Genomic DNA, 16,912 nt, shown 5'->3' on the forward strand with positions numbered 1-16,912 from the left:
TGTAACAGCATAAAGAGGATTAAAAAGAGTAGCAGACCTGTCTAGCTATCACTTAGCATATGACAAGAAAGTATTAATACATTAAAAATCTAAAATTCAATAAAATAAAGTTCAATAAAATATCAAAAACTTAAGGTTCAATGGGGCTTTCATCAACTTCTGGCAAATCTAAAAGTGACAACGGCATGCTATCAACCTTATCACCAAGCTTCCAGTCGTATAATTGCTCCAATTCTTGTCCGCCTGCGCTTAAGCTTAATTTCACTTGCAAAGGTTTAAAGCCTGTTGGCATCATAAAGCGGCCGCGGATTCGCGTTATGCCATCGATAGTATAACTTGCCGGCTCAAGCGGCACTTCTACAAAGTTATTATCATTCAACAAGGTTAAAGTAGGTTTTAAGCGCTTAGCTTTGCCGTCGCTGGCAAGCATTGCCACATCAAAGCCGTACTCAAAAGCGTTTTCAGGCAAAGGTTTGATTTTCGCCCCAAGTATTTGTAAAGGCATACCGCCATTTTCACTAACAAGCTCAGCATATATCTCATTAAGTTGGGCTAATTGTTTATTTTCAACCGTCAATTCCTGTTGATTTTCACGTAGCTCTTTTAAATTTGCCAAACTTATTTCTAACTCTTGCTTAGCGGTTGCCGCTTCATTAGTGGCAATTTTGCTGCTAAGGCGTAAATCTTTCAGCTCTTGCGTGGCTTCTTTACTGGTAATCACCGCTTGCTGAGTTTCTGCCTGCATCGAATAATAGCCGCGCTGATAGCCAAGTTTATGACCAAATGCGAGTCCAACTCCAGCGGTCACCAATACCGTCACTACGAATAATGCCAATACTAAGGTAGAAGCGCCTCGTTGCTTATTACTAATAAGCGAGTTGCTAATAATAGGGCTATTTATCAGCGCATGACTCTGTTGGTAATGAGAATAAGAGAGATGCGCATCGTGCCCCATATCATAGGAAACAGAGTCTTGGCACGATACTCGTGCAGGCTGTTGGCAAAGGCGTGGTGCACTCTTCAAACGCATTTAGACGATATCTCTTAACAGTAAAGGCAGGTTATTATAGCGGAATTTATAATCAATACCTAGCACCATAAATATGAGGGATTTGTTAATAGCTAGACATCTGTTAAGGAACGATAGGGGCAAAGTCTAAGCCCATCGATTCATCGAAACCAAACATCACATTCATATTTTGTACGGCCTGTCCAGCAGCACCTTTCACCAAATTGTCTTGCACGACAATCACCGTCAGCTCAGCACGCGCATTGTCTTGGTGAATACCAATACGCAAACGATTACTGGCTCGCACGCTGCGTGTATCAGGATAAAGCCCCTTTGGCATCACATCGACAAACGGCTCTGCCGCATAGCTTGTCTCAAATACTTGCTGCCAATCGATAGCAGTGCCTGCTTCGGTAAGCTCTAAATGAATAGAGCTCAGCATGCCGCGTATCATTGGTACCAGATGCGGTAAAAAACGGATACGATGGTCAAACTGGCTCTCTAACAATTGAGCAACGCCCTGCTCAATCTCTGGTAAATGCCGATGACCTTCAACGCTATAAGCTTTGAAATTATCGGTGGTTTCCGCATAGTTAAGCGCAAGCTTCGCTTGCCGACCCGCGCCCGAAACGCCAGATTTTGCATCGATAACGATACGTGACTCAACCAGCCTTTCGGCTTGCTGATTTTGCGCATCGATAATAGGTTTTAAGCCCAAAATAGCGGTGGTTGGATAGCAGCCAGGGTTACCGACAACTAACGCATTGGCCAATTTTTCTCGATTGATTTCAGGTAAGCCATAAACGGCGGTCTTTAACAATTCAGAACAGGCATGCGCTTGCTGATACCAATGCTCAAAATCTGCTAATGACTGCAAGCGAAAATCGGCGGCCAAATCAATGACCTTTACACCCGCTGCCGTTAATGCCTCTGCTTGCTTCATTGCCACGCCATGTGGGGTCGCAAAGAATACCACATCGCATTTTTGCAAGGTCGCTAGCGTCTCATCACCTAAATCGCTAAAAACTATATCGGAGATACCGCGTAAGCTTGGGAATATCTCATCAGCGCGGGTGCCAGCTTCGCTACGTGAGGTTAGCAAATCAATAGACACTTCAGGATGGGCAGATAATAAGCGAATCAGCTCAATACCTGTATAGCCTGTGCCGCCGACAATCGCTGCTGAAATCATAAGATATTCCTTTTTCTTTTAATGCGTAAATATTTAGATAGAGATAAGCTCTACATCAAAGTTAAACCTTGTTGCTTCTAAATATAAGCGCTATTACTAGCGCTTTTAAACGTTCATTTTTTAATAATTAACGATATTAAATTTTATAACTTAAATTTTATAATCATGTACCGCATCGATAAAGACTTTGGCATTATCAGGATTGACCCACTGGGTAATACCGTGACCTAAGTTTGCCACATAGCCGGTTTTTTCGCCACTGGCGTAAGCGCTATCGAGCATCGCGTTGACTTCAGCACGGATAGTTGCAGGCGAGCCGTACAAGGTTGCGGGGTCTAAATTACCCTGAATGGCTTTGCTACTTTGTAGTTTTTTATGTTGCTTGGTCAATTGGCGCTGACTTTCTGTCAATACTTGACGGGCGCGATCAATAGGCATTGTCCAGTCTAAACCTAGCGCATCGGCCTCACTATCCGCTTGCACATCGAGCCACAATCCACCGCCTTTGGTAAATAGTACGACTGGGATTTCTGGATGACGTACCTTTAGCTCAGCGACAATACGCTTATTATAGGCATGCGAGAAATTCACAAACTGACGATGACCAAGCGCCCCGCCCCAGCTATCAAATATCTGCAAAATTTGTGCGCCAGCAACCACTTGCGCATCCAAATAATCAATCACTGACGTTGCCAATTTATCTAATAATTGATGTAAAAACTCCGGATTGCTATATAAGAAACCCTTGGTATAGCGATAATCTTTTGAGCTGCCGCCTTCAATCATATAAGTCGCTAGCGTCCAAGGGCTACCCGAAAAGCCGAATAACGGCACTTGTCCGTTTAGTGCTTTACGAATGCTCGTCACCGCGCGCATGACATAATCAAGCGAGTCATTCATATCGAGTACCGGCAATCTGTCTAAATCCGCTTGCGTACGAATCGGATGCTTAAACTTCGGACCCTCGCCCGTTTCAAAATACAGTCCTAGCCCCATGGCATCAGGAATGGTCAAAATATCACTAAATAAAATTGCGGCGTCCAAGTCATAACGGCGCAGCGGCTGCAAAGTGACTTCGGTCGCACGCGCCGTATCTTTACATAGGCTCATAAAATCACCGGCTTCGGCACGGGTGGCTTTATATTCTGGTAAATAACGGCCGGCTTGGCGCATCATCCATACGGGCGTGGTATCTATGGGCTCAAAGCGGAGTGCTCGTAGCAATCTATCGTTTTTTAAAGGCGCAAAGTTCTGCTCAAGCGCATGGTTACTGTCTGAAGCACTCATGTACAACTCTCCAAAACAGCCCTATATTCAATAAAATAAATAACAGGGCAAGATAAAATAAGTGAAAGAAAAGATTAATAAACGCTTATAACGCATAGATAGCGGCATTTAATCCTAAAAAGCTTCATAATGATTTGATATCAGCTTCTTTATATTAAATACCATTTACTATTAAGCTTTGAGAACACCTACCGATTAAAGGGGTATAACTACACGGTTAACGCTAAATTGTCGCGATGTACCATGACCACACGCTCTTCCTTGTTACCAAGGATTCTATCAAACTGCTCTGTACGCTCGCGAGCCACGCGGCAAGCGTCACGCGATGAGAAGTTCACTTGACCAACAGCGATACGCTCGCCCGTGTCTTGATTGACAATCTCTACCACATCACCTTCATCAAAATCACCGCGAACCTCGACGACGCCAACTGGCAATAAGCTCTTGTGATGTTCGACAACCGCTTTTGCAGCCCCAGCGTCTACAATGAGCGTGCCTGACATGCGCAAATGCGCCGCTAGCCACTGTTTACGAGCAATGATTTTATCGGCATCATTAGTAGTCAATAACGTACCGACCGCTTCGCCAGAAACCACACGCGTAATCACATCGTCGATAGCGCCACTGACAATAACCGTTGGACAGCCGCCCATGGCAGCTAAGCGTCCAGCACGGATTTTAGTCAGCATACCACCGCGACCAAGTTTACCGCCATCGCCAGCGATATCAAATAAGTAATCGGCCATCGCGCGCTCTTGACGAATCATTTTGGCATTCGGATTGTTACGCGGATTATCAGTAAAAACGCCTTCTTGATCGGTCAAAATAATGTATAAATCGGCATTGACCATCGCCGCCGCCATCGCGCCTAAGGTGTCATTATCGCCGAATTTAATCTCATCAATGGTAATGGTATCGTTTTCATTGATTACGGGCAGCACACGCCATTCTAATAACTGCGTCAATGCTCCCGTGGTATTTAAATAGCGACTACGATTAGACAAATCATCATGAGTTAATAATAGCTGCGAGCTTTGAATACCATGCTGAATCAATGCTGACCACCAGGTTTCAATCAAGCCCATCTGTCCGATGGACGCACAAGCTTGTAGCGCCGCCAGTTTCCTTGGGCGCTCGTCCAGATTCATCCGCACCACGCCTTCAGCAACCGCACCTGACGACACTAGCAATACTTCCACACCTTGCTTATGCAGTTTGGCAATCTGCTTTGCCCATTCGTAAATGGCAGTTCGATCAAGCCCTCGTCCATTATTGGTTAATAGCGATGAGCCAATCTTGACAATAACGCGCCGAATATCAAAGTTGCGAGCTTGCTTAACAAACCTTGCTTCTTCTGTCGTGTTCTCTATGTCAACTGCCATATAAACTCCTGTTGCTAGGGTAAATGAATTACGTGAATAATATTAGAACTGTACGCACACCTATTTAAAAAACGAAACATTAACTTTTGCCAATTTAACCTTAGATATATTAAGGAACGTATACCACTTCGACGCCATCGTCGAAATCGTCATCGTCGTCTAAATTGGTACCTTCACGCGCTGCTTTACGAGCCGCACGATAGGCTTCACGCTGCGCTTCGGTATTCAAACGAACTTCTGCTTCTAAGCGCTCAAAACGCTCTTTTTGGGCTTCAGCAAAAATCGGATCTTCGAGTTCACGCTCACGCTCGCGCTCGATCTCATTCATCAAATGGTACTTAATCGCATCAACGCCTTCGCCGGTCAAGGTTGCGGTACGAAATACCATACCTGTCCAACCAAGCTCAGCCACAATATGGGTACAAAGCTCGTTTAAGTCTTCTTCGGCAACCTGATCAATTTTATTTAGCACCAAAATCTGTGGCAAATTGGCCAATTCAGGTGAAAAACGCTCAAGCTCATTTAAAATCACGCGCGCGTTTTCTACTGGGTCGCTGCCATCGATCGGTTTTACATCAACCAAGTGTAACAGACGGCGTGTACGAGCGACATGCTTTAAAAAACGAATGCCAAGTCCTGCGCCTTCTGACGCGCCTTCGATTAAACCCGGAATATCTGCCATCACAAATGAGCGGTGACGACCGATATCAACCACGCCTAAGTTTGGCACTAAGGTGGTAAAGGGATAATCGGCAACCTTAGGTTTGGCGGCAGATACCTGACGGATAAAGGTTGATTTACCCGCGTTAGGTAAACCAATCAGACCAACGTCAGCGACTACTTTTAGCTCAAACTTCAGCACCTTTAATTCGCCTTCAAAACCTGAAGTGGCTTTGCGCGGTGCTTGGTTGGTCGAGCTTTTAAAATGGGTATTACCCAGACCGCCGTCGCCGCCTTTGGCAATCAGTAGCGTTTGACCAATTTCAATCAAATCGCCTAATACTTCGTCGGTTTCGGTATCAACCACGGTCGTACCAATTGGAACTGGCAAATAAATATCGTCAGAGCCTTTACCTGAACAGTTCTTACTATGACCGTTTTCACCGCGCATGGCGTCATAACGACGGGTATAACGGTAGTCAACTAAGGTGTTGGTATTGTCATCGGCAATGACATAGACATCGCCGCCCTTACCGCCATCACCACCGTCAGGGCCACCACGTGGGACATACTTTTCTCGGCGAAAACTGGCGATTCCGTTACCACCGTCACCTGCTTTTACCGTTACGACGGCTTCATCAATAAATCGCATCTTTCGTTCCTTTATTTACCATCTCGTTTATCAACTTACAGTCAGCGACTGTATTTTAGATGGTAGCTATATGTTTGGTAGTTATGAATAACTTAAAAAAATATAAAATCTTCTTTAAAACGGCATTTACTAAAATGTCATACCACGCTTAGCATTTAGCATGACAACAACACCCGATAACCATTCGGACTATCGGGTGTTTGAATACTGCCGTTAATAATTTACACCGATTTATCTAGGATAAAACTTACTTTCGTCCCGCTATTTTGCCTTAGCATTTTATCTAAATACAAACGGCTAAGATAGCAGCTGTGCAAATTTTTACGCTGGAATTTGCGCATAGCTGATGCCAGCCATTTGCGTGGCCAAACGTAACACCTGCGTGCTATAGCCAACTTCGTTATCGTACCAAATATAAACGATAGCATGATTGTCTGTCAAAATCGTCGCTTGCGCATCGACGATACCGACATGCGTATCACCAACAAAATCAGTTGATACCGCTTCGGTAGAATCTGTATAAGCAATCTGAGTTTGCCACTGACTGCTATTAGACACTTTACGCATGAACTCATTTAACGCCTCGGCACTGGCTGGCGCCGTTTTAAGGTTTAAGTTCAAAATCGCTAAGCTGACGTTTGGCGTTGGTACACGAATCGCATTACCCGTCAATTTACCGCTAAGCTCTGGTAGGGCTTTACCGACCGCTTTTGCCGCGCCAGTACTGGTGATAACCATATTCAATACCGCGCTGCGGCCACGGCGATCAGCTTTATGATAATTATCAATTAAGTTTTGATCGTTGGTGAACGAGTGAATAGTTTCTACGTGACCGTTTTCGATACCGTATTCATCATTTAAGACTTTGAGCGTTGGGGTAATCGCGTTGGTGGTACAGCTCGCTGCACTGACGATAGTGTCATCGCCGACCGTATCGTTATTGACGCCATAAACGACGTTTTTAATATCACCACCAGCTGGTGCTGTTAATAATACTTTTTTCACACCAGTCGATTGTAAATGCTTGCCAAGACCGTCTTCATCTTTCCAAATACCAGTATTATCGATGACCAATGCATCGTTGATACCATAAGCCGTATAGTCAATCTCGCTTGGGTCTTTGGCATAAATAACTTGTACAAAGCGGCCATTGATAATCAAACCATTGTTTTCATCATCGACAACGACGCCACCAGCGAAGCTACCATGGATTGAATCACGCTCAAGCAATGAAGCACGCTTAGCCAGATCGCCCGCTGCTGCTGGACGCACCACAATGGCTTTTAGCTGTAAGCCTTTAGCGCTTGACGCTTGTGACAATAAAAGACGCGTTAAGATACGACCAATACGGCCAAAACCGTATAGCACCACATCCGTTGCGCCATTGCTTGCAGCGTTATTGTTGTTAACAGACTCTAATGCCGCTTGTAAATCACTGTCATTAGCAATCAATTGACCAACATCGATACGCGCCGCTTGGATGTCTTTATTCTCTGCAAGCGTTTTAACCATCGCTAAAGTATCCGCGACAGCGATAGGTTTAGCACCTTTATCACGCAGCGCGACTTTTTGATGCAATGCCAGTATTTGACCCACAGAGGTTGTATCTAGCGTATCACCAAACAATGTCACTTGCACATCTTGCTCATTATAAAGCTTATTTAATAAGCCCATAAGCTCGATGGCTTGTTGCTCTTGTTGGTTATAATTGCTCAAATGGTCTTGATGTAATTGGCGTAAGGTATCAGCGTTGCTCACGAGAAACATCCTTTTGGTCAGTAATTAGGTAGCAGAAAAGTAGGAAGAAATATAAATAGATAGGTCATCATTGTTTAAATAACGATATTAAAACGGTCATGCTCGACTTTGGCGGTAGTGATTGGCAATAGTAACTATCACTAACTAGCTAGCGTTACAGTCTTTATCGTAACCGTCTTTAGATAAGGTAGATTCTAGCCTAAAACGCCCTATTTTGCTAGTGATAACCGAATTTGACGTACTTATCGCGTTTTTCATAGCTTTATAAGTTACTGCATAAAAATAAAGGCAGCTTGCGCTGCTGCTCTATTATCAATTAACGATAAATCAAACAAAAATATGATAATTATAAAATACTTATATGGTTATGCCATGTATGGTTATGAAAAACTTAAGGAACCAACTTTACCGTCTGATTGGTCTGCAGGGTAAGTTTAAATTCTTTTAAATCGTAGCCCTGCTTTTGGGCAATTTGGCGATATTTTGCATAGGTCTCTTGGCTAACATTCGGCGAACGAGCCAGTAACCACAGATAATCTTTATCTGGCGTGCCAACCAATGCCGTTTTGTAATCTGCATCACGAGCAAGTACCCAATAATCGGCGCGGCCAACAGGCAACCAGCGAATCCACGACGGTAAAAAAGTAACCTTTAATTTACTACCCGAAGCATCAGCAGGTTTAGCTAAGCCTTCTGCGGTAATGGCTGAACCATCTTGCGCTTTACATTGATTAAACACCTTAATGCCTGAACCGTCAGTTTTTTCAATATAAGTCGCCGTCACATCACTGGCACAGTTGCGCTGGAAATACATCGGTAAACGACCTATCTCATACCAAGTGCCGGCATATTTTTTGAGATCAACGCTATCAACTGTGGTTGGTACGCTAGCAGATTTATGGATAATTGCATTTGGCTTAATGGATAACGTCTCTGTGACGGTTTTAGCCGTTGTTGCGTTCGCTGTCACCCCAGCTTTAGCCGCGGTATTGACAGGCGGTGTTGCCGCATAGGCTGAGAACGCAGCCAATGGGATAATAATTGCTAGAGCAATACCTGTATGCTTGATAAGTCCATTCATAAATATACGCTCTGGTATTGTTGGTAAACCCATATCTTCATTGCCGTCGTCTGTATCAACAGTTTCAGCAGTAATAGACTTATTGGATTTAGTATTACCATTTAAGCTTTTCGCTGAGATGTCTACAGCAGCATCAATATTGATATCGGTAGTATTGATATCAGTAGTTTTTTGCACTTTCTTATAAGCAGGCGCTTTTTTGTATCCGCCGCCATTTTGAAAACTATTGCTTTGCAAATCTTGAGTGCTTTTAAAACTTGTATTATGGTTATTTTGATCGTGATTGCTGCTATCAATCAATACAGACTTTGCGGCTTTAGGCGCGTTTTGTCCACTCTTTTTATAGACAAATTCATTATCTGTTGCTGATGCCTTTAGGGTGACATCGCCTACTGGCATATCGTTCGCGCTATCATTGTGATAGCTAGCATCATTGCTGGCATCACTCGATTGTGACGTATTATCTGTCTTGCGATAACCTTTTTTTAAATAGTTTTTATCAAGATAATGCTGACTTGATTTAGTCTGCTGTGATTGAGAACCAGCTGCCTGCGAATCAGGCCATGCTGACTTAGGTAACTTATTGGTTTTCATAGGAGTACCATTTATTAATAGTGTTAGTTAAAATTTTTCATTTATCAAATTTTATAGCGATTAACTCAGTATAAATAATGCTCAACAATTACTTTAAATACAAAAGACAGATGAGTGAAAATTAAATACTGGATTACTTATATTTACTATACCTTTCAGTGGCGCTGTGATGAATAAAATCACGATAGATAAGAAGTGGGTGGATAGCAATTGGTTAAATAGCAAGTGATTGGATAAAAAGTTGCTAGATGAATTGCCCTTAACAAACTGATTCTGCGCCCTTTGGTAATTTGCAGGTTTATAGTAATGGCAAAGGGCTAAGCAAAACAGTGTAGCAATGTAGGAAAACGCAACGGTTTGTAAGTAATTCTGTATTTACGCCATACAAGCAATACATGGTTACCTTGTGTAAAAATAGATTTAAAATCAGTGGTTTGCCCCCATTAAACCTCACTCTTGTATGGCCTTACATTTGCTTTCAGTTTTTGATTTACCTTTCATATTTTGGTTAATTATTGGCCTAAAATATACTCTCAAATACTATAAAGACCATGTTAAAAATTACCGTAAAAACTGACTAATGCCAGCAACAGCAATGCCGCCATACTGCTCTGCTTGAGCCCTCATTGCTGGCGATAAACCACCTAAGCCAATCACTGGTATATCGGCTAATTCTGCTAATATCGACCACGCTTGCCAGCCAAGTGGCTCGACATCAGGATGGGTTTGGGTTGCTAAAACTGGCGATAGAAAAATACCGATAACGGGTGATAATTGTTGCTCTAAACGTCTATGCGCCAACTTATTAGCGGCAGCGACACTTTCGACGTCATGACAACTTACAATCAGTGGATAGTTTAATAAACCGTCGTGAATTGCATTTTTGCTTTGGTGAACATCGTTATTAATATCGCTTAAGCCGCGTATAAGCTGCGTCTGGGTTAACTGCTTTGCGACGATTTGATGGTTTATAGCTTGCTTATGTGCTTGGTCGCTTTCAAATTCAGCTGGTACAATCGCCTGTATATCTGCACGCAAGCGTAATAACTGCGCTATATTATTATCTGCATCCATGGCTTTTGGACGGACATAAACCCAAGCATCATGCGCCAAATGCGCTGCATGAAACTGTAGCCAAGTTGCTGCTGGATCAGCCGCGTCGTTAAAGTGTGCCAATGGATAAGTAATTGCTATCTGTTGTGGTAAGCGCAACCATGCAAGAATGGTTTTATTAGCGGCTGGCAGTTGATAATCTCCTGCCAATAACTTCGATTTATCCACCCAAGTTAATGCTTGACCCTCCAATCCCTGCTGGCAATGTCTATGCTGTTCATACTGCTGCGCACTTAGTGCTACCTTGTAAACCTGCAAACATACCTGCTTATCACCATAGTCATGATGCAGCCGACCGAGTTTCACCGCAGTATTATTTGCGACATCAATGCCCGTCTCTTCAGCCACTTCGCGTATCAGCGCTTGCTGAGCGGTTTCATTAGCATCTATCTTGCCGCCTACAAACTCATAACGATTACCTTGATGCTGCGATGCATTTCTGAAGCCGAGCAAATACTGATGCTGATAATAAATGACCGCCACCGCAACATTGACGATTTTTAGCGGTTTATGGGCACTTGCCTCATTTTTAGCGAACAAATTTTTGCTTGAATCCTCTACATGACTGCGCATCTATTGCCCTTTATAATGGTACGATTGTTTTGACTTATAGCGTTTGTAAATGCTGCTTTATATAAGTTTACATAATAACTGTGATTTATTTTATCAAATAGCTTGCAAAAGCCTTCAATGTAAATGATAATTATTATCGTTAATAACTTACTTTACCCCACTGCCTTATCTTTAATTATTTTATCAAAAGGAATTTACTATGAGCATGGTCATCTCTCGTTATTTAAACTGTCGCGAAAACCGCTTGCCTACGCTGCAATCACAGCACCTATTTGCGCTAACCAAAGAAGTGCGTATCGAGCACGAAGGCGAAGAATATCGCTTACGCTTAACGCGCAATAACCGCTTAATTTTGACCAAATAAATCAACTGCTCACCGCATAAAAAAACGCCTTTTGATAAAGGCGTTTTTTATTGCATTAAATGAACCACTAACAAGCGACTTAAAAATCGACAGTATAGTAAAGCTATTAAAAGCTTAAGTGCTTAGAACTGCCAACTATAAACCACATCGACCGCGTTTTCCGCCGCTGAAGTTGCTTCGACATAAATGCGGCGCGTTAGCTGATAACGGATAGATAGGCTATTTTGTGCATTAAACACCCCGACTCCGTAGCGAATATACAAATCAGGGGTCACATAACCAGTAACGTTGACGTTGGTGTCATCACTACTGCCTGATGCATCAACGGTTAGGCTTTGGAAGCCAAACGCTTGACCTATCTGATTGGTCAGATTGCGCGTGCCACTCAGCCCAAAGCTTAGTCCCGCCGCCGCAAGGTTATTAGTCACCTGCGATTTAAAGCCTTGCTCACTGATTTGCGTCGCGCTCTTATTATTAATACGGCCCGTTATCAAGGCATTCATCGCTTGCTGCTGGGTTAAGCCAGCATTGTTAAAGACGATAATATTTGGATTTTCTGTATTGCCTTTAACGCGTACGCCGACGGTCTTACCGCTGATGGTTTTAACCGCCTCAATGCTCAGATTTGGTTTCATCACGTCGCCATTAAAACGCACCTGACCGTAATTCAGCTCTAAGCTCTGACCAAAAATATTGACATTGGTACGGCGAGAAACCTGCACGACGCCTTTGGCGCGCATAACGCCTGTGCCATTTTGGGTGACATTAATCGCCCCTGCTAACGGAATCACTGCACCAAAACCGCGGAAATTGATGTCATCGCCCAAGTCAATACCGATGTCGGCATTGATTGACCAAGGTTTTGAAATCGCTAAAACCTCATCAATATTACCAATCAAACGGCGATCAAGCACTACCGCATCTTCGGTTTGGGTAATGATATCTTCACTGGCTTCTGGTGGACGAATGGTCGCTGACGGCACACTGACCGCGCCAGTAATATTGACATAACGGTCACCCGGACGCACGATAATGTCGATATCAGGGTTAATCTCAGCCAACAATAATGGCGGCTGAGTCAATACCAAACGCTCGCCAATGATGCTGAGCTTAGCTTGCAGTTTTTGTTGCCAATTTACCGTACCAGTCAGCTTGCCCGTACCGGTACCACTATTAAAAGTGCCGTCGATATTCGCCTGCGTACCACGAATTTTGGCATCGACATTGACTTTTCTTAAGTTGATAGGTAAATCTAGCATCGCAATACGGCCATCTGCCAATTTCACATCGCCATAAAACTGCGGTTTATCGAGCGTCCCACCCAAACCACCTGCCATAGTAATATTGCCTTCGAGCACGCGCATACCGGGGAAGAAAGGCTTAAATACTGCTAAATTCAACTCATTGAGCACCAGCGCACCCGAGATAGGTTTCGGTGTTTTATAAGGGTCAACGATGACCTCAGCATAGCCACGCGCACCGCGACCAGTATTGATATCCGTGCGCAGTTTGATGCCTTCAGGGACCGACAAAGCAATGACCGACACACGCTTATAAGGCAAGGTAACCGGCTGACTATCGCCATCTTGCATTAAGCCGATTTTGCCGTTGTCAGAATACAGCGTGGTATTGATCGTCGGCGGACGACCACGTTGCCAACCGACGATGGCTTTACCATTAATTTTCGCTTGCCAATCGATATCTTTGGGTAAAAAGACCGAGAATAGTGAAGTATCCAAGTTTTGTACCGCTAAATTGACTTGACCTGCCGCTGGTGAAGCAATGAGATTCTCACGCAAACACAGCTTGCCCGTTTGGTCGGTCGCCTGCCAACAGTGGGCGGCAAGCTGCACTTTTAAGTCGGTAGAGTTATTGCCCTGCTTTTTGGGTAAATTGACAATCAACTGCGCAGGTTGTAGTTGGTTTAACGTCGCATATTTTGATTTGATACGTCCTTTACCAATCACCCCTGACCAACTGAGCTTATCGCGATTAAAACCACCCTTGAGCCGAGCGGCGATAGCAAGTTCATCATTTGCCACTTCAAGATTGACCACATGCGCCTGCTCAGTGCCATTAAAAGTGGCATTGACCTTTTTAAAGCTCTGACCTGCCGCATCCAAACCTTCGGCGCTAATAATAAGCTGGCTTGGGCTATTGGCCAAATTGACGAGCTTACCGCGGATACGTCCTTGACGCAAAATAAAGCCCGGTAGCGCCAGTCGCTCACCAACCAAGTCAATATAAATCGTGGGCAGCGCCTGTCCTGCCGGCTGCGATAAGGTTGCGCCGCCCGTCACTTTACCAGCAAGCTTATCTGAGAGCTGGTCAAGACTGGTGATATTAATCTTAGCTTGTAGCTGCTTAGCATTGCCATTAGCAGTAAGATAATTATCGCCCCAACGTAGCACCAAATTATTGGCATTTAAGCTATCGATTAGCGCATTAACTTGCTGATACTGTGCTTGTGCATCCTGTGCTTGTAAGCGTTTAAAATAACTGCCCAAGTCTTTTGGTAGGCGAAGCTTCGCCGCCAAACTACCTTTGGCACTGAGCGGCTGGCCTTTTAGCACGCCACTTAGGTTAACTTGTTTGATATTAACGATTTGCTGATTGTCACCCCAGCGCCCATCGGTATCAATAGTGCCAGTGATGGTACTTGGGATATCTTTAAAGAAATAACCCAAGTTAAAGCGATTCATCACCGCTTTGACATCCCAAGCGATACCTTTACGCACATCGACCGTACCATTGGCATCGATACTACCTGCGGCGCCGACATGGCGGAAACGCTTGATACGAATCAGCTGCGCGTCACCACTGGCGTCAATGCTAAGTTTACCGGCTGGCAGTTGCTCAGCATCTAATACACCATCAAATTTCACCGCAAAGTTTTTCAGCTTACCCTTTGCGTTAGCATTAGTATTGGCTTGGTTCTTTGGCGGCGTTTGCCACACGCCGCTGGTTTTTAAATCACCAGTGATAATGGCAGCGTTATTGGGTAAAAAATAGCCAAGGTTAAATTTATCAAAGCGGCCATCGACTGTCCAGCCAATGTTTTGACGTAAGTCAATGACACCGTTCGCTTTTACTGCGCCGGCTTCACCGTTATAGTTGAGTTTACGAATACGAATCAGCTTTGGCGTACCAGCAGCATCAATCGACAAGCTGCCCTTTGGTACGTCAGCGGTATCAATATGACCATCAAAACGAGCATCAAAAACAGACAGCTCGCCGCCGATAATATCGACGCTGGCATCACCGCTGCCCGTGATACCAATAGCGCGGCTATCTTGGCTGGCATCGAGGTTTGCTTTTAAATCGGTATTAGTAAAGCTAATAATATGGCGCTGACCTTTGACACGGTTTTTACTGATATTGAGCATACGCCCGCGCGCATTGATATGCCCTGTTAAGCGCTCAAGCGGTAAGTCACTACGATATTTTTTGGGTAATAAGCCATTGGTACGCGCGTCAATTTGCCACGTTAGCGGGCGTTTTTTACTGGCCAGTTGAATCTGCCCTGTACCAGATAGGTCGCCTACTATACCTTTGTAATTAAGACGGTTGATATTAATCACGTCGCCGGCTTTACGCACGCGCACATCGTAGTTGCCTTTAGGGGCGACATTTAACTCATTAATCACCGCTTTGCCATCGACCGATAAATTCGAGCCGCGGATAATAACATTGGCTTGTCCGCTTGTACTGTCGACATTACCGATATTTGGCAGATTGCGGCGTACCAGATTTTGCCACTTGGCGTCGATATACCAAGGCGTGACTTGCTTAGCATTGGCGCTGCGACCACGAGCAGGCGTTTTGCCGCGCACGATATTGGCATTGAGATGCTCACCATCGCGCTGACGCAAATCTGCATCCATCTCTAGATTGCCATTTTTATTTTTATGCTGATAATGTACCGATAAGCGACCATTGAGCTTTTGTGGCGCATAGGGTTTAAAGTCGGCATATTCATCTGGAATCGCCTGACGAATATCAAAATTACTGCCCGTGGCGCGGACTACCGCATCAAAACTCTCTTTCCAGTCCAAAATACCTTGCAATGTCAAATTGCCTGCTGGTACTTGCGCATCCAAACGATCAACGCGCAGCTGACTGTTGGCGATAATACCGCGACCTTGATAGTGACCCGATGGGATATCTTTGGCGGTCAGCTCGGTATTGATACGCAAACGTATCTCCGAGATGACGCCCGACGCGGTCGCCATGCCGCTTTTTAGGTGGATATTTTGGCTATCGGCATAAGGAATTAAAATATCGTCCCATTTAAGTTTCGCTTGAAACGGCGAACCTTCATCTAGGCCCTGCACCACAAAATCACCGCTGACATCGCTGTCGTTATAACGGCTACGGACTTTACCAACGGTACGTTTTAGCGTACCGGTTGCGGTGATATTTAACGGGTCGATGTAGGCTTTTTCTAACGCACTTACCTCGACAATTCCGCTCAAATCTAAAGGATAGTCGCCTTGTAAATCTGCCTGACCTTTTAAAGCGCTGACTTTTACAATATCTGCATACTGCAATTTGCCGCGCCCGACGTTCACCACGCTACCAACCCAAGTCAAATCTCGCGCTTCGATATCATGCACGACGATAGGGTCTTTGGTGACTTGTTTATAAATAATGGTTTTTATTTTTGCTTGATCAAAGCGCAAATTGACTGGCAAACTAAGCGTTCGATAATCAAACGGCTCGCCCGTAGGTGGCTTATTATTGATAATCTCAATGGTTTGAATGTCGGCATCACGCAGATGCACTTCTTTGGCAAATACCGCGCGCCAGCCTATTTTGACATAAGCTTTATCGACCAATATCTCAAGGTCTTCGGTGGCGTTGATATCGATATCGCTGACCCAAATACCATCGCGCAGATTACCCCGACCGTATTTAAACTTAACTCCCGTTTCAGCACTAATTTTTTCTAAAATGAACTTTGTGCCTGACTCAGTACCGACCGCATATAAAAATATGGCGAACATAATCGCCAGTACAATCAAAATAAGAACCGTTAATTTGAGCAAAAAAGACAGGGAAAACCAACGTCTAACAGCGCGGGCATCGCGCTGTGCTGGATCTTCATCCGAGGGCTTATTTGGCGGGGTATTTTTGGTCAACATGACACTCAGCTATGTTAAAGAAGGATTACCAGCAAGCGCTAGAATGAAAAATAAGGCGGTTTTTGCGTTTTTATCAAGACTGCTATAAGCACTCGTGTTAGGC

Annotated in this window: 10 protein-coding genes; 1 reads left to right on the forward strand and 9 read right to left on the reverse strand. The window is 44.2% G+C overall.

The window, feature by feature from the left end; genetic code table 11:
• Positions 1 to 130: 130 nt before the first annotated feature.
• The 8 genes from A7325_RS03085 to A7325_RS03120 form a co-directional block, all read right to left on the reverse strand.
• Positions 131 to 1,030 carry a hypothetical protein gene (locus A7325_RS03085; RefSeq protein WP_068404518.1) on the reverse strand — a complete coding sequence of 300 codons (900 nt, stop codon included), beginning with the start codon at positions 1,028 to 1,030 and terminating at the stop codon, positions 131 to 133.
• A 103-nt stretch (positions 1,031 to 1,133) separates the two neighbouring features.
• Entirely contained in the window at positions 1,134 to 2,201 is a 1,068-nt protein-coding gene (gene argC, locus A7325_RS03090; protein ID WP_068404519.1) for an N-acetyl-gamma-glutamyl-phosphate reductase, read from the reverse strand.
• Positions 2,202 to 2,351: 150 nt separating this feature from the next.
• The gene (hemE, locus tag A7325_RS03095) at positions 2,352 to 3,488 is read right to left on the reverse strand and encodes a uroporphyrinogen decarboxylase (RefSeq protein ID WP_068404521.1); all 1,137 of its coding nucleotides are present in this window, start codon (positions 3,486 to 3,488) and stop codon (positions 2,352 to 2,354) included.
• 209 nt (positions 3,489 to 3,697) lie between these two features.
• The gene (gene proB, locus A7325_RS03100; RefSeq protein ID WP_068404522.1) at positions 3,698 to 4,870 is read right to left on the reverse strand and encodes a glutamate 5-kinase; all 1,173 of its coding nucleotides are present in this window, start codon (positions 4,868 to 4,870) and stop codon (positions 3,698 to 3,700) included.
• A 109-nt stretch (positions 4,871 to 4,979) separates the two neighbouring features.
• Positions 4,980 to 6,182, reverse strand: a complete 1,203-nt coding sequence (cgtA, locus tag A7325_RS03105; RefSeq protein ID WP_068404524.1) for an Obg family GTPase CgtA — start codon at positions 6,180 to 6,182, stop codon at positions 4,980 to 4,982.
• A 321-nt stretch (positions 6,183 to 6,503) separates the two neighbouring features.
• Complete coding sequence (locus A7325_RS03110) at positions 6,504 to 7,949, reverse strand: glyceraldehyde-3-phosphate dehydrogenase (RefSeq protein ID WP_068404526.1); 1,446 nt, start codon at positions 7,947 to 7,949, stop codon at positions 6,504 to 6,506.
• A gap of 382 nt (positions 7,950 to 8,331) precedes the next feature.
• Positions 8,332 to 9,615, reverse strand: coding sequence for a lipocalin family protein (locus tag A7325_RS13370; RefSeq protein ID WP_082894268.1), 1,284 nt, complete (start codon positions 9,613 to 9,615; stop codon positions 8,332 to 8,334).
• Positions 9,616 to 10,176: 561 nt separating this feature from the next.
• Positions 10,177 to 11,301 (reverse strand): NUDIX domain-containing protein, encoded by a 1,125-nt coding sequence (locus A7325_RS03120; RefSeq protein WP_068404528.1) that lies wholly within the window; start codon positions 11,299 to 11,301, stop codon positions 10,177 to 10,179.
• Positions 11,302 to 11,506: 205 nt separating this feature from the next.
• Between A7325_RS03120 and hemP the strand changes: the two genes are divergently transcribed.
• Positions 11,507 to 11,665, forward strand: coding sequence for a hemin uptake protein HemP (hemP, locus tag A7325_RS13375; RefSeq protein WP_227672156.1), 159 nt, complete (start codon positions 11,507 to 11,509; stop codon positions 11,663 to 11,665).
• Between the two features lie 122 nt (positions 11,666 to 11,787).
• Here the strand turns inward: hemP and A7325_RS03125 are convergent, their stop codons facing one another.
• A complete protein-coding gene (locus tag A7325_RS03125) occupies positions 11,788 to 16,809 on the reverse strand; it encodes a translocation/assembly module TamB domain-containing protein (protein ID WP_068404530.1) in 5,022 nt (1,673 codons plus the stop codon).
• Positions 16,810 to 16,912 lie beyond the last annotated feature (103 nt).

This window comes from Psychrobacter sp. SHUES1, from assembly GCF_001652315.1.
GTDB classification, from domain to species: domain Bacteria; phylum Pseudomonadota; class Gammaproteobacteria; order Pseudomonadales; family Moraxellaceae; genus Psychrobacter; species Psychrobacter faecalis.